The following is a 21698-nucleotide window of genomic DNA, read 5'->3' as shown; positions in this document are numbered from 1 at the left end:
TCAGTGTAGAGCAGGGAGTGCGAAATCAATTGGCCGAAACGCGTGCAAATTTGCGGCCAATTCGAGCAATCGAAATGATCAAGCTACGCGCACGCAGGTGTTTGTCGACGTAAGAGAGAAAAGGAACCTGCCATGCCGCGCTTTGCCGCTAACCTGACCACGATGTATAACGAGTACGCGTTTATCGAACGGTTCGCCCCGGCGGCGAAGGACGGCTTCGAGGCGGTCGAATGCCTGTTTCCCTACGAATTCGCGCGCGGTGTCGATTTGGCGCTCGAGTATGCGGCCGTGCTGGGCAACCGGAACGTGCACGTGATGGCAGGGCTCGTAGCGCCAAGCGAGAACCGCGCGCGCCATCGCGATGTCTATTTGCGCAACCTGGCGTATGCAGCGCAAGCGGCGCGTTCGGCCGGCGTCACGATTGTCATCGAGCCCATCAATACGCGCGACATGTCCGGCTATTTCCTGAACCGCCAGGACGACGCGCAGGCGATTTGCCGCGAACTCGGCGCGCCAAACCTGAAGGTGCAGTTCGACTGCTATCACTGCCAGATCGTCGAGGGCGATGTGGCGACCGAGCTCGCGCGCGATATCGCCGGCATTGGCCACATTCAGATCGCGGGCGTGCCCGAGCGGCATGAGCCGCATCTCGACGAGCTCAACTATCCCTACCTCTTTGCACTCGTCGACAAGCTGAGCTACGACGGTTGGGTCGGCTGCGAGTACCGGCCGCATGGTGCCACCTCGGCCGGGCTCGGATGGTTTGCGCCTTACACATCGCGCAACAAGTAAGGAGTAACGAATGGAAAAAGTACTGTTTTGACCTGCATCAATATCGATATCTGCGCAGCCAAATAAAAATAGGGCAGGGTAAATTCACCTATACCCAATCCTACGCAACCGTTTGCGGGCTTTTTATCGACGCTATTCGTCGGGGTTATCCAGCACTTCAGAATTTATTAATTCCAGCCGATATTGCCTGTAGTCACGAAGGAATTGCACACATGGGATTGCCTGTACTTGTGGTGGACGACTCGACCCTCGCCCGCCGGCTGCTGATCAACGCGTTGCCCGAGGAATGGGATGTGGACGTCTCCCAAGCCACCAACGGCGCGGATGCGCTCAACGCTTACCGCGCGGGGCGGGCATCGGTGATGTTTCTTGATCTGACGATGCCCGGCATGACCGGCTTCGATGTGCTCGAAGCCGTTCGCGCCGAAGGGCTCGATAGTTTCATTATTGTCGTTTCGGCCGATATTCAACCCGAAGCGCAAAAGCGCGTGAAAGAGCTCGGTGCCGTTGCATTCATTGCAAAGCCGGTGACGCACGAAAAGTTGTTGCCCGTTCTGAAAGAGTACGGACTGTATGAATGAGATTCTAAGCGAGGATCGGCGCGACGCGCTGCAGGAAATCGCGAACATCGGAATGGGGCAGGCCGGCGCGCGCCTGGCGTCTCTGCTCGGCCGGTTCATCCATCTGTCTGTGCCTCGCATCAGGATGGTCGACACCGAGTCATTGCCTTCAGCCGTGCGCGACATGCTCGACTTTACCGAGCCGGTGACGGCGTTACGGCAGAGTTTCCGGTGCGATGTCGCGGGCGAGGCCATCTCTCTGTTCGACAGCCGCAGCGCGGCGCATATGAAGTTCGTCTTTCGTTCCGACGAAGCCGAGCCCGCGCCGAGCGGCGACGACGGCGAGGCGGGTGATGCGAACGATATCGAAGCGCTGTCGGACGTCGCGAACCTGGTAGCCGGCGCATGCTTGACGGGCCTGTTCGAACAGATCGGGCAAGTGCCGACCTTCACGCCGCCGCGCGTGATGGGCGTGCATCTCGATCTCGGGGATGTGCTTCATCCCTCGAAGCTGCCATGGGACCGAGCCCTATTGCTTGAAGTCACCCTGCAGACCGAAGACGGTGTCTTCGGTTCGCATTTGTTGACGCTGATGACGGCGAGCGCCGTCGAAGCGCTCGTCGCAGCGCTCGACGGCTTCCTCGCGAACCTTTGATGTTTGTGGGGCAGTAGATGGAAACGCCGAGTACCGCCCGCTTGAGCGAGCTTGCGCTGGAACGCGTGCAGCTCGGCATCTTTGCGGTCGACAAGAATTACCGCATCGTGCTTTGGAATCGCTTCATGTCCGAGCACAGCGGGCTGGCCGCGGATGCGGTATGCGGACAAAGCGTCTTCGAATGCTTTCCTGATCTTCCCCACGCGTGGCTCAAGCGCAAGTTCGATACCGTTTTTCTGCTGCATAGCGGGTCGTTCTCGTCGTGGCAGCACCGTCCCTGGCTGCTGCCTTTCGAGCACGATTGCCCGATCACCGGATCGTTCGATCACATGCGGCAAGACTGCGCGTTCATGCCGCTGATCGAGAACGGCGAGGTCGTCGCGGTATGTGTAACGATTGCGGACGTCACCGAGCTGGCCGCTGCATGGCAAGAAAAGGAGCGGGCGCTCGACGCATTACGTGATTCATCACATCGTGATGCATTGACCGGCCTCTTCAACCGGCGCTATATCACGCAGCGGCTCGCGACCGAATACGGCGCGTGGTTGCAGCGTGGCGAACCGTTTTCGGTCCTGCTGCTGGATATCGACCACTTCAAGCACGTCAACGATACGCACGGTCATCCGGTGGGCGATGCGGTGTTGCAGAACGTGGCGAAAACCGTCGCTTCGCAACTGCGTGCAGCCGACATGCTCGGCCGCTTCGGCGGCGAGGAATTTATCGTGATTCTGCCCGGTTGCCCGATGTCGGGCGCACGTACCGTTGGCGAGAAAATTCGGCTGGCCGTCGAAAACGATTCGCTGATATTGCCGAACGCGACGCTGCGCATCACGGTGAGTGTGGGCGGTGCGACCATCTTTGAAGGGGTCGATGACGCCGATTGGTTGGTCGGCGAAGCCGATCATGCGCTTTACGACGCCAAGCGAAGTGGCCGCAACCGGGTGTGCATCACAGCCGTCCACGCGTGATTCGATTCGCTCGCGTTGTTGCCGTCGAAATGTCTGGCCAGTATTTCGCACCCGGCCTCGCTGCTTCGCGAGGCCGCGCATCGGCATGGGGCATGCTGCGTTAGCATCGGAAGATCTCAATCCTTGTTGCTATTGCCTCGAATATGGATGCTGTGAACCGGTGTCCGAGCGGCGAGCCGCCAGCCGAACAACCTCCTGTCGCGAGTCACGAGCGGTCTGCGTCGCGGGATTCGCGCCCCTCACGTCAATCGCAGGCGGGGCCACTTTCCGCGTTCGCGCGCAACGGACTTGACCCGCTTCGACCGAGCGCGGGCTCGCTCGAGCGGCGCGCTGTATTCAATTACGCGCCGGGAGAAATGCCGTGGGTCATCACCAAGCGCGGGAGCATGGCGTTGCCGTCGACGTACGCCTCATTCGCCTCGATTACCTACCCACCGCTCGAACCGACCGGCCGCAAGACCACGACCCCTCACGACTGGGCGACGTGGTTTCCGCCTCAGGGCGCTCGCGGAACGCAGTACTTGATGGATCTGTTCAATTACAAGGGCCCGGGCTTCCAGCACGACGACCGCCATTTCGCTGGCGTCGGGCGCGGGCTCGGTGCGAATGTCAGAGCGTACAACGATGAGCACGGCGCGCTGCCGGGACGACTCGCAAGCTTGAGCGACGATTTTTATTGCGCAGTGGGCTTTCGACATGACGCGCATCGCTTTCGCGACATCGCGACGCCGCCCTTTGTGCCTGCTACGTTGAACGACTACGAGCATCTGGCGCGAAGCGCGTATTTCGACGCATTCGAGTACGCGGTGGCAAAAGTATTGACCGCGGCCACTGCGCATCACCCGCTCGAGCGCGAGGGCGCCAAATGGCACGAAATGCTCGCCGAAGCCGTAGCCGAAGGACAGATCAAGCGCGACGAGGCCGCGGCAATCGTCATGCTGTGCAAAATGATGGCCGTCGTCGATCAAGCCGAAATCGTGTGCACGGCGCGCTCTTTTCTCGAGCGTTACATTCGTACCTCGCTGCTTTCCGCCGAACATGCGGAGCGCGACCGGACACCGCTCGCAGACATCGCGCCCGCTCGATCGGCCGACATGGTCGCGCCGGATTTCTATCTATCGATCGGCAATGCAGACTGGCATGCGCCATGGCTCGCACAAACGCAGTGGCTGCGCGAGCAAGGCGCGATAGATGACACTGAGTGGCCGCTCCCGAAAATCGGCGCGATTTTCGATCGCTATCCGACGCAAGGGCCCGGTCATCGCGCGATGATGGCTGGCGGCAACGCCGCTTATGAAGCGTTCGAAGCCAACAATGGCTTGACTCACCTAGCACTGGTCGAGATCGGCGCGCGTGCGGCCAGCGTGAACCTGATGGAACGCGGCAGGGCTCGGCTCGCGGACTCTGCATTAGGAGAACACGACCGTGCCGGCTTGGCGTTGTTGATCGGCGCAATGGAGCGCGGGCTTGCTGACCCGCTGACACAAGCTCACCGGCGCATGCAGGTGTCGATGGCGGCAATGATAGGCGATGAGGCGATCATGCCGATCGACTACGAAGACGACATCGCATCCCGAGCCGCCGAGGCGGCGAAGGCTAAAGCGGCGAAGCCTTGATGATGCCGGATGCTCGCACGAAATTGCCGGCGCCGAGATGATGGATCGTGTGGAGAGCGGTATTCGAGTCGTCGAACTGCCAATGCCCCTCGTTGAAGACGCGCGCATCGGCTGCGGCGCGTACGACTTCGCCGAAGCAGGTGTCGTAGGCGTCTTCGGAGTGCGGCTCGCGAATCAGCTTGCACTCCATCCATGCCACGCATGGCGCTTCGATCAGCGGCACACCGAGTGCATCACCGGCGACGGATACGATGCCGTATCGCGCGAATTTGTCGATGACTTTGCCGCTGCAATTGCCGAGGGCATAGGCGAGGTCGAGCGACGCCGCGCATGGAATGCACACACCGAAGACGCCGCTCGCGGTCATCAGTTCGCGGGTCAGCGTGTGTTTGTCGATGACGATGGCGATACGCGGCGGTGTGAACTCTACCGGCATCGACCACGCCGCGGCCATGATGTTGCGCCGCGTGCCGTCTGTGCTCGTCACGAGCACGGTGGGGCCGTGGTTGATGAGGCGGCTGGCATGGTCGAGCGCGACGGGGCGAAAGTGGGTCATTGCGATTGCTTAGGATTGCTTAGGATCGTTTCAATCGGCGCGCCGTTTTGAACTCGATACGAAGCGGGTTTTTGATAACGGCGACTCGTAGTAATCCTCATCCAGAAATTTTAAAAGTTTTCGCAAAGCGGGCTTATCCGTCGGCAATACGATGCGATCTTCGTCGTCGATGTCGATTCGCACGCCGAACTGCTGAGCAGCCTGCGCGATTTGCCCGCTGGTGTGCGCCTCGAGAATGCCGGAGTGCGCGATGAACGCAATCTTTTTGCGGATGAGCGGCCCCGCCGATGCCACGAAGTCCTGCACATTCCCAACCGCGATCTTGTCGTGCATCGCAAACGCCTCGATCTCCGCATTGGTTGCCTCTCGATAATGTTCGGAAAGGTCGAAGACGCGGCGCAGGAAATGAAAGCTTTTGAATTTCAACGTCCCGTTTTCGAGAATCGCCAAAAGCTGATTATCGAGCGTCACGCCATCGTCCCGGATGCGTTGGAACGTATCGCCGGAAAACAGTATCGAGAGCGTCTTTCTCGAGATAAGCCGGCGTTTCTCGAACCTTTGAATCAGCGCCGCGTGCCGGCCTTCGTGCTGGTGGCCGAAGAACAGTGCCTTGACGTCTTCGAGGGCGTGTCGATCGGGATCGAACCATCGCACCTGCATCGGGCGTTCGATTGCATCCATGATGCCGTCGACATCGCGAAAGTCGCGGATTTCGAGCGCCTCATCCTCCTCCGGCACATATTCGCCGTTGAATTCGAGCGTGACTTCGATGCCTGCTTCGAAGGCTCGTAGTTGGTCCGCAAAGGCGGCGGCAATTTCTTGCTGCAATTCGGCCGTCAACGGCAAATGCAGGATTTGAACGTCACGGCCGCGCGAGAGGGCGAACAGGTTCATCGGTCGCTGCCTTGTTTTTCCCTGCTTGCCTCAAGGAGGCCGAATTCGCTCAGTTGAACGACCTGGCCGATCGTCAACACGTTATTGATACGTCGTCTCGTGATCATCAGATAAGTCACGCCGCCGCCGGTATCCACTTCGTAAAAGTGAAATCCAAGCACACCGAGCACCGGATTGACCTGCATGCTTTGCGTGCCCCATAGAACGAATAGCAGCATGGCCGCCGCAAAAAGCCACGCGGTCAGATCGGGCGAAGACGCTTGCCCATGAAAGATCATTGGAAGCGCATAAGCGACAAAAAATCCGATGACCTCTTTATCGGCACTCTTGGCTTTGACGATGTCGATCTGCAGGGTTTCAAGGCGTGCGCTCGCGACACCGATGATCGTTCGCGCGAGCAGCCCCAGGCCCAGGCAGAGCGAGAAAGCGAGCACTGCCCATTCGTAGTTCCGCGACCGGGCGAATTGAAAGGCCAGCGACACCGACAACGGAGCGATGGCGGTCAGTGCGAGCAAAACGCGGACGAGCCGGCTGAGCATGGCGTTATCGCAAGTTAAGCGGACCGGTCGAGCGTAGCTTGGTGCGCGGCGCTTGTCTCGTTTTGGACAGTGCGTGCGTTTGCCGCGTTCCGTAGCCGTGCAAAAGGGGCCAAGTAGCGGCTACGGAACGCAGCGGCGCGCGTTCGACGTTCGTTGCTATGTTGTTTGGTACACGGACCGACAGCACGGTCCGTTTGCCTCATCGGGAGAGTGCGCATGAACGAACAGGGCATCAGCGAAAGTTGGTTCGACGAGCATCACACGATACCGCGGCGCGATTTTTCCGGCGAATTCGGCCTCCTGCGTGCAGCGGGCACGGGGGAGGCGCTTGCCGCAGGCTACCTCATTGCGGCTATGCAAAACGCTTGCCTGCGCGAGATGCAGCATCAGATCGACGATGCATGCGAAACAGTGATCGGCACATCTATCGATGTTCGTCGTCATGCATCGTTGCCCGTCGGCGTGCCGCTGCGCATGACGGGTTGGGTCGTGCGCATCGGCGAGCGCAAAGCGACGTTCGAGGTGCGTGTCATGGATCACGAACGCACGTTATGTGACGGTCAGATGACGTTTGAAATCAGGGCGCGTCCGCCCGTTGATATGCCGCGTGCGCGGGTGGTGGCGCTGCCCGGCTGCACGCTGCCACGGTCAGCCGATCCGAGCGGGGATGTCGACGCGAATGCGGAGGTAATGCAGCCGGCGACGCGAACGCCGAGTCTTGTGGCGACCTGACGTCGTGCCGGTGCCAGTGGTGCAGTGGCGCGTGCTGGCGCGGGGTTATGCGGTTTGGCGCGGCTGTTTCGCGATGTGCTCAGGCCGGCCGACTGCGCGCGCGAGAAACACGATGACAGCGAGGGTCGCGAGATAAGCCGCAATCTGTATGCCGGCCGGCCTCGCCGTGTAACCGATGAGCGTATGAAGCGTCTTGCCGACGACGCTCGACTCCTTGAGCAGCCACGACGTGTCCCAGACCGTGTCGCCCCATGACGGCAACAATCCGGCCGACACGAGATAGCCCACCCCCTGACTGGCCATTCCCGCGGCGAGCAGGATGATCAGCGCGTTGGTGACCGCAAAGAGACGCTTTAGCGGAATCTGCAGCAGCCCGGCGTACATCGCGGCCCCCAAGCCGACGCCGCTCAGAATGCCGAGCAGGCCGCCCATGATCATTTGCGGCGTTTGTCCCGGGTCACCTGCGGCGATGCCGTAGAGGAACAGGACCGCCTCCGAGCCTTCGCGCAGCACCGCCACGCCGACGACGACAGCAAGCCCCGTGAGCGGCGTACTGCCCGCCGCCACGGCCTTGCCCACTGCGGAAAGCTGCTGCGCCATTTCGCGGCTGTGCTTGCCCATCCAGATGCTGTGCCATGCGAGCATCACGACCGCGATGAACATCACGCAGGCATTAAAGACTTCCTGGCCCATGCCCGATGCCCACGAGGAGATGGCATCGGCAAAGACCGCAATGAGCGCCGCGCCGATCACGCCGCCGAGCAAGCCGCCGCCGACCCACCAGCCCCGATTGACGACCCCCTTGGTGGCCGCCAACACGATCGAGACGACCAATGCGGCCTCGAGTACTTCCCGGAAGACAATGAGAGCGGTGGATAGCATGATGTCGCGGGTGGTGGTGACTACTGCTTGCAGTTACTTGACGGTCAGATGCGTCTTCGATTCGGCTTCGTGATATTCGTCATGGAATTCGTATTGGCCTGCTTTCAGCGGCCCGATGAAGACGTCGACCTGCTTGCCGGCGGGAACCACCTTTTCGGCCTTGAAGTCGTCGCTCTCGAATTCGGCGGGCGTTGCATCGAGGTTCTTCACTGAGACCTTGACCTTCTTGCCAGCGGGAATGGTCAGCTCGGCGGGGGAGAACTTGTGGTCTTTCAGCGTAAGGCTGTATGACGCTTCAGCGGCGAGCGCGGTGGAGGCATGCAGGGCCACGGACGCCAACGCGCCGGCAACAAACGCACCGATTGTTTTCATTAGATGTTTGCTCAGTTGTGGGATGGATGTTAATGGAATCGATAATAAGAGCGATTCTCATTTTTAATGAGATAACCATAGCATGCGTATGGATATGCATGGGTGTGCGCACAGGGCCGCCGGTGCTGGCTCGCGGGCTTTGCGGCCGGCGAGAGGCTGGTGCTAGCGTGCGTCTTTGGGTTTGTCGCCGTTGGGCCAGTCGTTGATTCGAGCAGGGTACTCGGGACGAGGTTGCTGCGTAAAGTATGCGGCGACATCGACGGCGTCTTGCGCGGACAGCGTTCCGCCTTGGCCGAGCGGCATATTATGTTTAACGAACGCTGCCGCTGTGTACGTTCGCGCCATGCCCGCCCCCACGTTGAACGAGTCTTTGCCCCAAAGCGGCGGAAAAACATAGCCGCCTTGCGGGTTCGGCGTGCCTTGGCCCTCTGCGCCGTGGCAAGACGCGCACTGCGCTGCGTAGACCGCTTTGCCGTGCATGGCATTTGGCACTAGCGACGTATCGATCTTTTCGAATCCCCGGCCGGTGACGTTCGAACCGGTTGGCACGCCAGTGGACAGCCATTTGATGTAGGCCATGATCGCGTTCATTTCATCTGAATCGAAGGCAAGCGGCTTGCCGTTCATCGAACGGCGGAAGCAATCGTTGACACGCTCCTGAAGCGAGATCAGTTTGCCGCTGCGCGCGCGGTATTCCGGGAAGGCCGCGGTGAGCCCGACCCAAGGCGCTGCGTAGGCGGTCGTGCCGCCGCTGAGATGGCAACTCGTGCAGTTCAGGCCGTTGCCGACGTTGCGGGGTAGCTGCTTACGGGTGTCGGTCAATAGCGTTTTGCCATGTTTGATGGCGTCTCCCATCGGGCCGGTTGGAATCGACGCTTCGTTGGGCACGGGCAGTGGGACGGTTTGGGGTTGATTCAGCGATTGGCTTGGCGATTGAGATAGCGCGGGGGCGCTGGCCGCCGCTGACAATGAGACCGCTACTGTCATCGTTAGCGCGCGCAATGTGGATGCGTTCAAGCGTGTCCCCTTAGGCTACTGATTATCGGCGACATTGTATGGGCCTAGTGCGTCCGGGTGGTGAACGCGGCGGTATCCTGCTGGTCATTGCGGGTCTTGTGCTGGCGCGTGCATTCGACTGGCTCTGGATCGATCCGCTGGCGGATTCTCTTATGCCGCTGCTCCCGCGTCCATCGCCGTGAGCCGTGAATGAACATTGCAAACGCGGAGGCGTTATGCCAGGTCGACATCTGGAACAGCATCGTCTGGGCTCCATTGGCTGGTTGCGTGCCGCCGTACTGGGCGCCAATGACGGGATTGTCTCTACGGCGAGTCTCGTTGCCGGTGTCGCCTCCGCGCATACTGCTCACGGAAGTGTCGTGCTTACCGCTGTGGCCGGGCTAGCTGCGGGAGCGATGTCGATGGCGACGGGGGAATACGTGTCAGTGTCCTCACAGGCGGACACTGAGAAGGCAGCGCTGCGGCAGGAGCGGAATGAACTTGCTGCCGATTTCTCGCGCGAGCATCGAGAATTGGCAGCGATCTACATGCGGCGAGGCCTGGATTTGCCCCTAGCCAGACAGGTTGCCGAGAAGCTGATGGCGCACGACGCGCTCGGTGCTCATGCCCGCGATGAACTGGGGATCTCCGAGGCCACTGCTGCCCGTCCTCTGCAGGCTGCACTTGCTTCTGCTAGCAGCTTCGCGGCCGGCGCCGCTTTGCCGGTTGCCGTTGCTGCGCTCGCGCCTGATTCGGTACTGCTGCCGGCTATCGTAGTCTCCGCCCTTGTTTCCCTGGCTTTTTTGGGCGGCTTGGCGGCGAAAGCCGGTGGGGCGAAAGTGTGGCCGGGCGTTATTCGCGTGGTCTTCTGGAGCGCGCTGGCAATGGGCGTGTCATCGGGCGTCGGCGCTGTGTTTGGTGCGGTAGCTTGAGCGCCGGATGCTGCCAGCGTCGATATTTCGAAGAGAACCTTAACCCGGAAGCCAGCGGCAAGCGCTACATCTGCTTTTGACGATGACGTTGACGTTGACGTTGACGTTGACGTTGACGTTGACGTTGACGTTCCGGGGCGATAGTTTGCGATGGGACCGACGTTCCCGTTGCTGTATTGCGTGCTCACTGGCAGTTGACCTTTTCAGCTTCGCAGCACCGATGGCGAAGTGGGCAACTCGTCGCGCTCTGGCTGCGGCGCCGGGAAGTGCCGTGCCAGCAATGCGGTCACGCGGCGAATGCCGCTAACAGCGCCGGACTCATATTGACCGCGTCTGAACTCGGCCTCCATCTCGCGGCAGATGACTTCCCACTCGTCTGCACCGACTCGTGCATGAATGCCCCGGTCCGCCACAATTTCGACGTCGCGGTCGGCGAGCAGCAGATATATCAACACGCCATTGTTGTGCTCCGTGTCCCAGACCCGAAGCTCGGAGAACACCTCGATCGCTCGTTCTCGCGCGGATTTTCCGCTGAGCAAGGCACCGCTGTGCAGCGCGCCTTCGACGGCGAACTGAACCTGGCCGATATGTGCCTGATGACTCTCCCGAACAGCTTTTTCGATTGCGTTCAGTGCCCGTTTGGGAAACGCGGACGCTACCCGCCAGCGAGTCATGAATAGATGTCTGATGATTCGGGTCAAGTTCATGATTACCACCTGCCTGAGGCACCGCCGCCGCCAAAGCCGCCGCCGCCTCCGCGAAAGATGTCTCGACTGGAGCTGCCACCGAGGCCGCCGCGTCCTCCGCCGATGTAGCGCCCACCGACGAATGCGCCGAGACCGCTGCCCAACAGAGTGAAGATGAGCGCGATTACGCCGGCGAACATGGCGGCCAAAATTGTCCCGGACAGCAGCCACGCCAGTACACCGATGGCGCCCCCGGTCACCATGGCTCCTGGGAGCCGCCCAAGTATCGAGCGAAGAATACCCCCCGCTACGACCGTCAACAGGAAAAGCACCGGCAGTAACTGTCCGACTCCGCGATAAGCGTCGCGACGTCCGGCCGGCGGAGGCAAGGGCTCGCCGCTGACGACGCGCATCATGCTATCGACGCCTGCGGTGATACCGCCATAGAAATCACCTTGCTTGAATCTCGGGACGATCGTTTCGTTGATGATGCGGTTGCTCGTAGCATCGGTGAGCGCGCCCTCGAGTCCATATCCGACTTCGATACGAAGCGCGCGGTCGTTTTTGGCGACAATGAGCAGTGCCCCGTCGTCAACGCTCTTGCGTCCAAGCTTCCATTGTTCGACAACGCGCATTGAATATTGCTCAATGGTTTCTGGCTGGGTTGTTGGAACGACAAGCACGGAAATCTGGCTGCCCTTGCGCGCCTCGAAGTCCTTCAAGGTTTGTTCCAGGCTGGCGCGTTGTTCCGCGGTAAGTGTGTCCGTTTCGTCGATCACGCGAGCCGTCAACGGCGGAACCGGTACGTCCGCGAAGACTCCTGTTCCCCCAAAAGCGAGAATAGCGACGAATAGCGCAATCGCAGCGCGAAGGATATTCAATTGGAAACTCCGCTCGCCGACGTGGCAGGGGCCCCGAAATCAACGCGCGGCGGCTTGGAAATCTCAGCCTCGTTAGCGACTGAGAAGTTCGGCTTCTCTGGATAGCCGAAGGCTTTCGCGGTCAGGTTGTTCGGGAACGACCTGACAGTAACGTTGTACTCCTGGACTGCCTTGATGTAGCGGTTCCGGGCAACGGTAATCCGGTTTTCTGTTCCTTCGAGTTGCGCCTGCAGGTCCCGGAAGTTCGCGTCCGACTTCAACTGCGGGTAGTTTTCGGACACCACCAGCAGCCTGGACAGCGAAGAGGTGAGTTGCCCCTGAGCAGCTTCGAATTTGGCGAAGGCCTGCGGGTCCGCAAGTAGTTCAGGCGTTGCGCGAATCGAACCGACTTGTGCACGGGCTTCTGTGACGCGAGTCAGGACGTCCTTTTCCTGGTTCGCATATCCCTTCACGGTATTGACGAGGTTCGGCACGAGGTCCGCTCGCCGCTGGTACTGGTTCAGCACCTCTGACCAGCTAGCCTTGACTTGCTCATCCTGAGTTTGGATGGTGTTGTAGCCGCAGCCAGAAATACCCAGTACGACCGCCGCAATGAAGAAAGCCAGTAACCCCCGCATCCTCGTGCTCCCATTTGGAAAAGAGTGCTTCGCTTTGGCGATATGCCCAACAAACAGACAGTAAGCGGCTGACATTTAACCCCTTTGATGCAGGTCAACGACTCTCCCTGATTCTGTCATGCATGCTCTCGATGCGCGGAATCAAGCGACCCGCTATCGCCGCCATCAGATGCTCAGCAGCACTCAAACAGAGTAAATTGCCAAGCATGTCTTGTTGGTCGTTGCTATCGGTATGGCATTGAACTTGCCTTTTGGTTCAGGCCGCGTCCTCGTGCGCCGCATGTCCACTGAAAACGACAAGGAGCGTTCACGATGCCCGAGTCCCATACTCACCCTCACGATGCCAGCTGCGCCGCAGATGCGTACGCTGCTGCTCCGCACGGTGCGGCCGAAGTCATCGACCCGGTATGCGGAATGAAGGTCACGACGGACTCCTTGCATCGCCACTCGCATCAAAACAGGGTGTATTTCTTCTGTAGCAGCAAGTGTCTTGAATCTTTCCGCACGGCACCGGAAAAGTATCTCGGACTTGCGAACAGCACGGCCCCAACGGCCTCCACGGCCGTTGCTACCGGCGTCATCTATACGTGCCCGATGCATCCGCAAGTACGCTCATCGTCTCCCGGCGCTTGCCCTATCTGCGGTATGGCGCTCGAGCCTGTTACACCAGCCGCAGAGGAAGGCCGCAACGTCGAGTTGGAATCGATGACTCGACGCTTCTGGGTTGCGCTTGTGTTATCGATTCCGCTTCTTTTTATGACAATGGGGCGAATGGTATTGCCGTTCGACCTCGACGCGGGGCTCAACCATCTCTTTGCCTCGTGGACACTGCCTCACTGGATGCATGCTTCATGGTCTCAATGCGTCCAGTTGGTGCTTGCATCCCCTGTCGTACTGTGGGCAGGGTGGCCGTTCCTGGAGCGTGGGTGGAAATCGTTCGTGTCGTGGCAACTGAACATGTTCAGCCTCATTGGGTTGGGCGTGGCGGCGGCCTATGTATTCAGCGTGTTCGCTCTGTTCTTCCCCGAAGCGCTGCCGCAGGCTTTCAGGAGCGGCCATGAACTGCCGCTCTATTTTGAGGCTGCGTCGGTTATCGTCGCGCTGGTGCTGCTCGGCCAGGTATTGGAGCTTCGCGCTCGCTCGCGCACATCAAGCGCCATTCGCGATTTACTGCACCTTGCGCCTCACACGGCGGTACGCGTCAAATCAGACGGCACGGACGAGATAGTGCCACTGGAAGACGTTGCAGTCGGAGACACCCTTCGAGTCAAACCAGGCTCGAAGATACCGGTCGACGGTGTTGTCATGGAGGGGACTTCGAGCGTCGACGAGTCGATGATAACGGGCGAATCGTTGCCCGCCGAGAAGGTTGCGGGCAACACTGTGACCGGTGCAACGGTCAATCAGACCGGGACGTTCCTGATGCGGGCCGAGAAAATCGGCTCCGACACACTGCTCGCGCGAATCGTACAGATGGTGGCTGAGGCAGGGCGTTCACGAGCGCCTATTCAGAAACTCGCCGACCATGTGGCTCGCTGGTTCGTGCTTACTGTCCTCTGCATCTCGGCTGTTTCGTTTTTCGTCTGGGCGGTGGTAGGACCCGCGCCGGCTTTGGCGAACGCGCTCGTTGTTGCCATTAGCGTTCTTATCATCGCATGTCCCTGCGCGCTCGGACTCGCGACACCGGTTTCAATCATTGTTGGTGTTGGCCGTGGCGCCAAGGAAGGCGTGCTCATCAAGGACGCGGAAGCGCTCGAATTGATGGACAAAGTCGATACCGTCGTTGTCGACAAGACTGGCACGCTCACCGAAGGCAAGCCGCGTGTCCAAACGGTGGTCGCGCTGGACGGGCAATCGGAATCCGTCGTACTGGGCTTCTCGGCCAGCCTCGAGGGTGCAAGCGAGCATCCTCTCGCTCAGGCAATCCTTGCCCGCGCGAAGGAGTCAGGCGCAACGACCAGCCGGGTCGATTCCTTCGAATCGATTTCCGGAAAAGGCGTAATGGGGAAAATCGAAGGACATGCGGTGTTCTTGGGCAATACACGGTTAATGGACGACGCAGCGGTTGGTTATGCTGCGGTCGCGGTTGACTCGGACAAGTTGCGCGAGGCCGGGCAGACGGTCATGTATCTCGCACTGGACGGCAAACTTGCCGGCTACATTGGGGTTGCCGACCCGGTGAAAGGAACGACGCCTGATGCGGTCCGCCAACTGAGAGCGTCTGGCATCAAGATTGTGATGCTGACGGGTGACAATCCCGTCACGGCAAACGCGGTCGCCAAGGCGTTGGCGCTCGATGGCATCAAAGCGGGCGTCCTCCCTGAGGAGAAATATAAGCACGTTCAGGAGCTTCAGCGACAGGGCCACATCGTTGCGATGGCCGGGGACGGAGTCAACGATGCGCCTGCCCTGGCGCAGGCAAATGTCGGCATCGCGATGGGCACCGGAACGGACGTGGCAATGAATAGCGCGCGTGTTGTATTGGTGAAGGGCGACCTGCGCGGTATCGCGCGAGCACGCGCATTGAGTGTCGCCACGATGAGGAACATTCGTCAGAATTTGTTCTTCGCATTCGCGTACAACGCGGTGGGAATACCTATTGCAGCAGGGGTCCTCTATCCGTGGCTCGGCATTGTGCTCAGCCCCATTATTGCGAGCGCTGCGATGGCGTTGAGCTCTGTTTCTGTGATTGGCAATGCGCTCCGTTTGCGGACGACGCGAACTTAACGCGGCCGACTTACCGTGACGAGCGTCGGTGACGCCGTCCCGGCTGCGTCAACGTCAAGCTAGAGAAGATCGCCCACCAGGATTTGCGGTTAGCCGGTACTGCCGCAGCTTTGCCGGATCGGAAAGTACCTCATATGCTTCGGCGATTTGCGCTGCTCGGTGAGTGTTGGGTTTCGATGCGTCGAGGCCATATTTACTCGCCAAAACTGAGTAGGTGGCCTCTGCAAGCGCGCCCACGTCTTCATCTGGCGTTTCCGGATGCAGACAAAGCGCATGGAAATACCCCGCTGGATCATTTGGGGAACGCAAGAAGTCCATCGCTTTCGCTGCGGCGACCTCGACCTCATCAAGGTTGTCACCGGATCCCGTAACGGATTCGATGCGTGATTCACCACCGTTGCGATAGCTAGCGTTCTCGCCGAAAATGCGCTCTTTGAGAGGTTCGTCGAGGTTTGTCAAATTAGTCAGCGCTTTGAACGCTGATGCTCTCATTTCCGAGCCGGATTCATCGAGTCTAAGAATGCTGACTAGGGTTTGAATCGTCTCTTCCGGATATTTTGAAGAAAGCTCAATTACGCTCAGATTGAACGGGCGACTATTGCGCGCGCTTCCCGAGAATATTGATTTCACGTACTCATTTCGAAAGAAGCGAGGCGCCTGCGGCTTGGTCATTTCTTCCTCATTCGTGATAAAGCGTCGCGGAATGAGGTCGTAAATCTTTTCGGAAAATTTAACTGAAAGTCCGCTGGGGCGGGCCTCGCTCAGGGTCGTTGCGACAGCGGCAACGTTGAAGTGCTCTCTAGCGACCTCCAGTGCATGGATGCGGACAGGTGTCGGAATTTCTGTGTCTGCGCTACGCAGCACGTCCAAGCATAGATGTCCCAATATCTGATACACCAGGATTTGAGGGTCAATTGTGAGATGTTTCGTTTGCACTCCTGCAACATCGAGGATATTCCCTTTCGCAAGCAGCGCCTTTAGCCGCCCCAAAGCCTCGTCGGATCCGTTCGCCGCACGAAGATAATCGACGTATGCCAAGTTGTATTGCTTCACGAGATCCAGGTACGTCGCCCCAGCTTTGCCTCTCATCCGTGTGAGGCTTTGTATCTCATAGAGAACCTTATAGTGTACGAGGCTATAAGGCAGCCGCAAATTAAGCGGATTGTATGGCGAGATGGTATGTTTCGCACCTCCGCTCTCGTTCGGTATCGAAGGTGGAAATCGAAGGACTCTGGGTGAATAATTGCCGTCCACCGGATAAGCGGCAATTGCCTTCGCTTCGAGTTGATCAAGATAATGCGGATCGATGGTTCCAGCGGAGGCTGCCGATGTGCTCGATGGACTACTTGTCCCAGCGGTTGGCGACGCCGCCTTGAAAGTTGCTGGTGCCGGCGAACCCGAACGGGTTGGGAGCCGGTCGTCTGGGCGCCGTGCTGTTGGAGCTCCCTGATCGTCCGTAACGCCCAGTTTTTCGATTCGAAAAGGGGTTGCGCCGTCGTCGTCGCCCGTCAGACTGACGTTAGATACCATTTTGATCCTTTTATCAGAGGATGGGCTGTTTATAGCGCCGCGAGGGAAACCGAGGGCGGGAATAGCGAACTGTTTGCATCGAGCGCGAACGCAGCCGATGCATTTCCTAGGTACAGCGCTGAAGGAGGCGCAATAGCCATTGCTATTGCAACGACGAACAACGCCCCGAAGGAAGTCCGCATGGGGGGCGCCGCAATGCACTCGGCAAGGCACGTTCCCCTGATCTACAAAAATTCTTCGCGGCGCTCGTCGGTGCGCCGGATCTCGAATTTTCCAAGGGCAGCAAGAGCCTGAATAAGGAATTGATCCAATTTGCATAATTTTTTCTAGGTCAAACCAAACACCTTGGGGATCAGCCTTCTCTGATCGGTAATATGCATTGCGTCGGAACCTTTCGTTTAGGATCGCCGCGCGTGTAGGCGCAATATCGATTAAAAATTGGCGAAATTGACCTATGCTTATGAAGCCGGTGTCTATGCGGCAAATACAAAAAATGGGGGCAACAATGACGCGGCACCAAGTGACATGCATTACGCTAGCTGGTGGGCGGTTGCACGAACACATAACACACCTCGGATTTTCGAATGGCGTTCGCTGGACAAAGCAGCAAGGCGTTGACTTCCTGCGCGCGAACGGGAACTCGCTCTATGTCGCAGATCAAAGGGGAGCGGTCGACGTCAGAGTGGTAGACGGCGTCCCTCCATATCTTCGAACTCACGCCGACGGGCGTTGGACAGATAATCTGCTTGCGTTGTCCCAATGCTAAGCGGGCTGCCAGGAAGGGGAATTACCTTTGGTTACGCCTGGTCAGCATTCAGAGAAGCGATCGACCGCGCCAGCATAATGCTACCCGACGGACAGATGACCCACGCCTGGCGGCACACGTTCGCCAGTCACTTCATGATGAATGGCGGCAACATATTGGCCTTGTAAAGAATCTTGGGACATCAGAGTCATCACGATGACGACGCGATATGCGCATCTTGCTCCGGAGCATTTGCAGGGGGGCAAACGCTTAAATCCCCTACGCGAACTGGAAGAAATAGATTGTTGAGAAATATCGCTGCGCGAAGCTCATACATCTCAGTTTGCTGCAGCCCATCCAAACGAAGCCTGAAGCTGACGCAAAACATCAAACGTATCGCGGCTAGCTACGCCAAAATTTCGACATACGTTAGGAATTTTTACCTTTGTCGAGTTATCGCTGAATTGCTCGTGAGTGGCAACTCCCCATCCCATAGTTCGGGCCTTCGCGATGAGCCAAGGATCTGCTCCATCAAGGAATAGATCTTTATTCGCGCGGGTGTAGCGCGCGACAGATTCAACGTATTGAACAACCTCACCAAATGAGGCTTGGGTCGGCGCATCGGCAATGTCGATAAACCAAGCAGTACCCCGTCGGGCTTCTATCCACTGCGCAAGGTGATCGCCACGACCCGAGAGTTCATCATATACCTCGCCGATACTTGCGATAACCCCTCGCGCGTTAGCGTCATCCAGCCAATTCCAAAAGCCGGGGCAAATATCGTTTGCATAGTAACGATTTTGCGCCTCGAAAAGATGTTGGTATCCAGCAGGTACATTCTTATTGTTCCCCGTACACGCTACTCGCAAGCTTCTTCAAGTTTGCAGGGGAGACTCCGAGCAAACTGCCTGCATCACGCAGCAGCATTCGGCCCTCAAATGCTGTTTCTAGAACGGCCTTAGTCAGCAGCTTTCCGTTCCTTACCGCCGAAGTTTTATATGGACTACCGCCGCTAGATTGCCGCGCAGCAGCCGCGGCCCATGCCTCGCGTTCGGCCTGATAGAAAGCGGCGAATTCATTCCAGGGGGCGAGTCCGAGTTCCACGGCCCGTCTGCCGACAACGACGCCACTAACCTTGAAGGTACGAGCGAGGTCGCGAACTTGTGCCACGAACCCAGCTCGATCGTTCCACTGGGCTCGAAACTCCGCCGCTGGAGCCAAAAACTCTGCTGCCGTGGCGTTGCACAGCCGTTCGACGTCGCCGCCGTGCTGGTGAGCGGCATCAATTCTCTCGTTGGAGACTCCGCTTTCACCAAGCCACAAGTGTGCGATCTCGTGGATCAGCGTGAAGATCTGTGCGGCTTTCGCATCCTTGCCGTTAAGGAAGACGACCGGAGCATATTGGTCTGCGACCACGAAACCTCGAAACTCATCGACGGACAACGGGCGATGAGTATTATTTCCGACGATTCCAGATCGCATCACTAGAACCCCCGCGTCCTCGATTCGAGCGATCAACAGCCGAAGGTAGTCTTCCCAGTTAGCGCAGTTAATGCGATCCTGAGCCGTGACTTGTAGCGCGCGACCAATATCAGCTGCAACCTGAGTCGCCGTGCTGCGAACGTTAAATCGTCCGATACACGCCAATGGCTCTTGGCCCTGCAGCTGTCGATATTCTCGGAACCAAGTTTGCTTCCGCATGACCTCGTTGAAGAGGTCGCGGAAGTCAGCACTCAGCGGACGCACTGGATCGTCACCAACCGTTCGGAAATCCGCAATCGGTAGGGCTTCCTCTGGCGGCTCAGGGAGGTAGAAGTAGCCGAAGGGAATGTGAGTGATCTCGGCGATGCGCTTAGCTTGACGGAAGGTCGGCTTCCGCTCGCCAGTTTCCCAAGATTCCACGCGCGCAGTCGCTGTCCCCAATTTGTCGGCCAACGCGAGCGCATCAATGCCGGAGCGCTGGAGCGCCCATGTCAGTATCGCGGGATTGATCTGTGCCTCGGCCATGATTCGTATCTGTCGCTTCGACTCGGTCTTGTTCTCGTCTCGGGCTTGTGCGGGTCGGACGCCGCTCCGGGTCCGGTTCCAAATCATACCGGACGGCGACTACGAACGGCTTGTGCTCAAAACCCTACAGGGTGCGAATACGCCGTTGACAGAGCGCACAAATGACAAAGGGTTAGCCGAAGCTAACCCTTTGATAATGCTGGTGGCGAATCAGGGACTCGAACCCCGGACCTGCGGATTATGATTCCGTCGCTCTAACCAACTGAGCTAATTCGCCGAAAGAGGGGCAATTATGGTGACGGCCGACGGCGCTGTCAAGCCCCTTTCAATCCTGTGCATAGATGTTCGAGTCCTTCGTTTCCTTGACGAACAGCATCCCGATCACGAACGTGAACAACGCCACGCCGATCGGATACCAGAGCCCGGAATAAATATCGCCCTGCGCCGCCACAATCGCGAACGCCGTCGCCGGCAGGAAGCCGCCGAACCAGCCATTGCCTATGTGGTAGGGCAGCGACATCGACGTATAACGAATGCGCGTCGGGAACATCTCCACGAGCATCGCAGCGATCGGCCCATAAACCATCGTCACATAGATGACGAGCAACGTCAGAATGACCACTGTCATCGGCCAATTCAGCTGGGACGGGTCGGCCTTCGCTGGATAGCCCGCGCTCTTGAGCGTGGCGCTAAGCGTCTTGGAGAACGCCGCACCCTTTTCCTTCGCACCGGGAGTCTTGCCGTCATACGAGTCGATCGTCGTATCGCCGACCTTGACCTGCGCGATCGTACCGGCCGGCGCCGCGACGTTCGAATAGTTCAAGCCGGCTTTCGCCAGCGCGCTCTTCACCACGTCGCACGAACTCGTGAAGCTCGCGGTGCCAACCGGGTTGAACTGGAACGAACACTCGGCCGGATTAGCGATCACGACGATCGGCGCCTTTTGCGTCGCGGTTTCGAGCGCCGGGTTCGCGTAATGCGTGAGCGCCTTGAAGAGCGGGAAGTATGTCAGCGCGGCAATCAGGCAGCCGACCATGATGATCGGCTTGCGACCGATCCGATCTGACAGCGAGCCGAAAAACACGAAAAACGGCGAGCCGATCAGAAGCGCAATGGCAATCAGGATATTGGCGCTTGCGCCGTCAACCTTGAGCGTTTGCGTCAGGAAGAAGAGCGCATAAAACTGGCCCGTGTACCACACGACCGCTTGGCCGGCCGTCAGACCGAGCAGCGCCAGAATCACGAGCTTCAAGTTCTTCCATTGGCCGAATGCCTCGGTGAGCGGCGCCTTCGACGTCTTCCCCTCGGCCTTGATGCGCACGAAAGCGGGCGATTCGCTCAATTGCATCCGAATCCACACCGATACGCCCAGCAGAATCAGCGACGCAATGAACGGAATGCGCCAGCCCCAAGCGCCGAACGCTTCTTCGCCGATCGATGTGCGCACGCCCAGAATCACGAGCAGCGAAAGGAAGAGGCCGAGTGTGGCCGTGGTCTGAATCCACGAGGTGTAGTAGCCGCGACGGTTGGCCGGCGCATGCTCGGCGACATAGGTCGCGGCACCGCCGTACTCGCCGCCGAGCGCCAAGCCCTGCAGCAACCGCATTGCAATGAAGATGACCGGTGAGGCAAAGCCGATCGACGCATAGCCCGGCAGCAGGCCCACGACGAACGTCGATATCCCCATGATTACGATGGTGATGAGGAACGTGTACTTGCGTCCGACCAAATCACCCAAGCGGCCGAACACCAGCGCGCCGAACGGACGCACGGCAAAACCGGCCGCGAAGCCGAGCAACGTGAAAATGAAGGCCGCCGTCGGATTGACGCCGGAGAAGAAACTCTTGCTGATGAAAGCCGCGAGCGAGCCCGCCAGATAGAAGTCATACCACTCGAAAACCGTGCCGAGTGACGACGCGAAAATCACCCGTTTCTCGTCGCGTGTCATCGGCGCGTGCGAAATTTGGCCGCCTACCGTTGCCATGAGTTTGTCTCCTTGATATTTGGTCTC

Annotated in this window: 23 protein-coding genes and 1 tRNA gene; 10 read left to right on the top strand and 14 right to left on the bottom strand. The window is 58.9% G+C overall.

Annotated features, from left to right (window positions below; all coding sequences use genetic code 11):
- The first annotated feature begins 132 nt into the window (after positions 1–132).
- The 5 genes from ACSQ20_RS16625 to ACSQ20_RS16605 all read left to right on the top strand — a co-directional run bounded on the left by ACSQ20_RS16625 (position 133) and on the right by ACSQ20_RS16605 (position 4591).
- A complete protein-coding gene (locus ACSQ20_RS16625; RefSeq protein WP_436021828.1) occupies positions 133–792 on the top strand; it encodes a hydroxypyruvate isomerase family protein in 660 nt (219 codons plus the stop codon).
- A gap of 212 nt (positions 793–1004) precedes the next feature.
- Positions 1005–1373: a response regulator gene (locus ACSQ20_RS16620; RefSeq protein WP_436023182.1), complete on the top strand. Its 369-nt coding sequence runs from the start codon at positions 1005–1007 to the stop codon at positions 1371–1373.
- Positions 1366–2007, top strand: coding sequence for a chemotaxis protein CheC (locus tag ACSQ20_RS16615; protein WP_436021826.1), 642 nt, complete (start codon positions 1366–1368; stop codon positions 2005–2007). The genes ACSQ20_RS16620 and ACSQ20_RS16615 overlap by 8 nt, the downstream gene beginning before the upstream one ends.
- Positions 2008–2024: 17 nt before the next feature.
- Positions 2025–2975 carry a diguanylate cyclase gene (locus tag ACSQ20_RS16610; RefSeq protein WP_436021824.1) on the top strand — a complete coding sequence of 317 codons (951 nt, stop codon included), beginning with the start codon at positions 2025–2027 and terminating at the stop codon, positions 2973–2975.
- A 356-nt stretch (positions 2976–3331) separates the two neighbouring features.
- Positions 3332–4591, top strand: coding sequence for a hypothetical protein (locus ACSQ20_RS16605; RefSeq protein ID WP_436021822.1), 1260 nt, complete (start codon positions 3332–3334; stop codon positions 4589–4591).
- Here the strand turns inward: ACSQ20_RS16605 and ACSQ20_RS16600 are convergent.
- Genes ACSQ20_RS16600 through ACSQ20_RS16590 form a run of 3 tightly spaced genes read right to left on the bottom strand, consistent with a single transcriptional unit; the run spans position 4572 to position 6580 of the window.
- Positions 4572–5147: a flavin reductase family protein gene (locus ACSQ20_RS16600; RefSeq protein WP_436021820.1), complete on the bottom strand. Its 576-nt coding sequence runs from the start codon at positions 5145–5147 to the stop codon at positions 4572–4574. The two genes, ACSQ20_RS16605 and ACSQ20_RS16600, sit on opposite strands and share 20 nt — an antisense overlap.
- Positions 5148–5177: 30 nt before the next feature.
- Positions 5178–6041, bottom strand: coding sequence for a Kiwa anti-phage protein KwaB-like domain-containing protein (locus ACSQ20_RS16595; RefSeq protein WP_436021818.1), 864 nt, complete (start codon positions 6039–6041; stop codon positions 5178–5180).
- Complete coding sequence (locus ACSQ20_RS16590) at positions 6038–6580, bottom strand: hypothetical protein (protein ID WP_436021816.1); 543 nt, start codon at positions 6578–6580, stop codon at positions 6038–6040. The genes ACSQ20_RS16595 and ACSQ20_RS16590 overlap by 4 nt, the downstream gene beginning before the upstream one ends.
- 216 nt (positions 6581–6796) lie before the next feature.
- Here ACSQ20_RS16590 and ACSQ20_RS16585 point away from each other — a divergent pair, with 216 nt between their 5' ends.
- Entirely contained in the window at positions 6797–7312 is a 516-nt protein-coding gene (locus tag ACSQ20_RS16585; protein WP_436021814.1) for a thioesterase family protein, read from the top strand.
- A 45-nt stretch (positions 7313–7357) separates the two neighbouring features.
- On the opposite strand, the gene ACSQ20_RS16580 is transcribed toward ACSQ20_RS16585, so the two are convergent.
- From ACSQ20_RS16580 to ACSQ20_RS16570, 3 genes are all read right to left on the bottom strand, one after another.
- A complete protein-coding gene (locus ACSQ20_RS16580) occupies positions 7358–8194 on the bottom strand; it encodes an FTR1 family iron permease (protein ID WP_436021812.1) in 837 nt (278 codons plus the stop codon).
- A gap of 33 nt (positions 8195–8227) precedes the next feature.
- The gene (locus ACSQ20_RS16575) at positions 8228–8566 is read right to left on the bottom strand and encodes a cupredoxin domain-containing protein (RefSeq protein ID WP_436021810.1); all 339 of its coding nucleotides are present in this window, start codon (positions 8564–8566) and stop codon (positions 8228–8230) included.
- 162 nt (positions 8567–8728) lie between these two features.
- Entirely contained in the window at positions 8729–9583 is an 855-nt protein-coding gene (locus ACSQ20_RS16570) for a c-type cytochrome (protein WP_436021808.1), read from the bottom strand.
- A gap of 38 nt (positions 9584–9621) precedes the next feature.
- Between ACSQ20_RS16570 and ACSQ20_RS16565 the strand changes: the two genes are divergently transcribed.
- Positions 9622–9765, top strand: coding sequence for a hypothetical protein (locus tag ACSQ20_RS16565; RefSeq protein ID WP_436021806.1), 144 nt, complete (start codon positions 9622–9624; stop codon positions 9763–9765).
- 33 nt (positions 9766–9798) lie between these two features.
- Positions 9799–10494: a VIT1/CCC1 transporter family protein gene (locus ACSQ20_RS16560; protein WP_436021804.1), complete on the top strand. Its 696-nt coding sequence runs from the start codon at positions 9799–9801 to the stop codon at positions 10492–10494.
- Between the two features lie 203 nt (positions 10495–10697).
- Here ACSQ20_RS16560 and ACSQ20_RS16555 read toward each other — a convergent pair whose 3' ends face one another.
- Genes ACSQ20_RS16555 through ACSQ20_RS16545 form a run of 3 tightly spaced genes read right to left on the bottom strand, consistent with a single transcriptional unit; the run spans position 10698 to position 12678 of the window.
- Complete coding sequence (locus tag ACSQ20_RS16555) at positions 10698–11201, bottom strand: TPM domain-containing protein (protein WP_436021802.1); 504 nt, start codon at positions 11199–11201, stop codon at positions 10698–10700.
- Between the two features lie 2 nt (positions 11202–11203).
- Positions 11204–12061: a TPM domain-containing protein gene (locus tag ACSQ20_RS16550; RefSeq protein ID WP_436021800.1), complete on the bottom strand. Its 858-nt coding sequence runs from the start codon at positions 12059–12061 to the stop codon at positions 11204–11206.
- Positions 12058–12678: a LemA family protein gene (locus tag ACSQ20_RS16545; protein ID WP_436023180.1), complete on the bottom strand. Its 621-nt coding sequence runs from the start codon at positions 12676–12678 to the stop codon at positions 12058–12060. Before ACSQ20_RS16545 ends, ACSQ20_RS16550 begins: the two co-directional genes overlap by 4 nt.
- A gap of 312 nt (positions 12679–12990) precedes the next feature.
- On the opposite strand from ACSQ20_RS16545, the gene ACSQ20_RS16540 reads away from it, so the two are divergent.
- Positions 12991–15405 carry a heavy metal translocating P-type ATPase gene (locus ACSQ20_RS16540; protein WP_436021798.1) on the top strand — a complete coding sequence of 805 codons (2415 nt, stop codon included), beginning with the start codon at positions 12991–12993 and terminating at the stop codon, positions 15403–15405.
- 54 nt (positions 15406–15459) lie between these two features.
- On the opposite strand, the gene ACSQ20_RS16535 is transcribed toward ACSQ20_RS16540, so the two are convergent.
- The gene (locus ACSQ20_RS16535; RefSeq protein ID WP_436021796.1) at positions 15460–16935 is read right to left on the bottom strand and encodes a hypothetical protein; all 1476 of its coding nucleotides are present in this window, start codon (positions 16933–16935) and stop codon (positions 15460–15462) included.
- Between the two features lie 454 nt (positions 16936–17389).
- On the opposite strand from ACSQ20_RS16535, the gene ACSQ20_RS16530 reads away from it, so the two are divergent.
- On the top strand, positions 17390–17701 hold the full coding sequence (locus ACSQ20_RS16530; RefSeq protein ID WP_436021794.1) for a DUF3892 domain-containing protein: 312 nt from the start codon (positions 17390–17392) through the stop codon (positions 17699–17701).
- A gap of 317 nt (positions 17702–18018) precedes the next feature.
- On the opposite strand, the gene ACSQ20_RS16525 is transcribed toward ACSQ20_RS16530, so the two are convergent.
- From ACSQ20_RS16525 to ACSQ20_RS16510, 4 genes are all read right to left on the bottom strand, one after another.
- Positions 18019–18549: a DUF4411 family protein gene (locus ACSQ20_RS16525; RefSeq protein ID WP_436021792.1), complete on the bottom strand. Its 531-nt coding sequence runs from the start codon at positions 18547–18549 to the stop codon at positions 18019–18021.
- Complete coding sequence (locus ACSQ20_RS16520; protein WP_436021790.1) at positions 18521–19687, bottom strand: XRE family transcriptional regulator; 1167 nt, start codon at positions 19685–19687, stop codon at positions 18521–18523. Before ACSQ20_RS16520 ends, ACSQ20_RS16525 begins: the two co-directional genes overlap by 29 nt.
- Positions 19688–19887: 200 nt before the next feature.
- Positions 19888–19964: transfer RNA gene (locus ACSQ20_RS16515), tRNA-Met, on the bottom strand.
- Between the two features lie 48 nt (positions 19965–20012).
- A complete protein-coding gene (locus ACSQ20_RS16510; protein WP_436021788.1) occupies positions 20013–21671 on the bottom strand; it encodes an MFS transporter in 1659 nt (552 codons plus the stop codon).
- Between the last annotated feature and the right edge of the window lie 27 nt (positions 21672–21698).

It is taken from the genome of Trinickia sp. LjRoot230, assembly GCF_964253315.1.
Classification (GTDB): Bacteria; Pseudomonadota; Gammaproteobacteria; order Burkholderiales; family Burkholderiaceae; genus Trinickia.
This window is presented reverse-complemented; position numbering and strand designations above follow the sequence as displayed.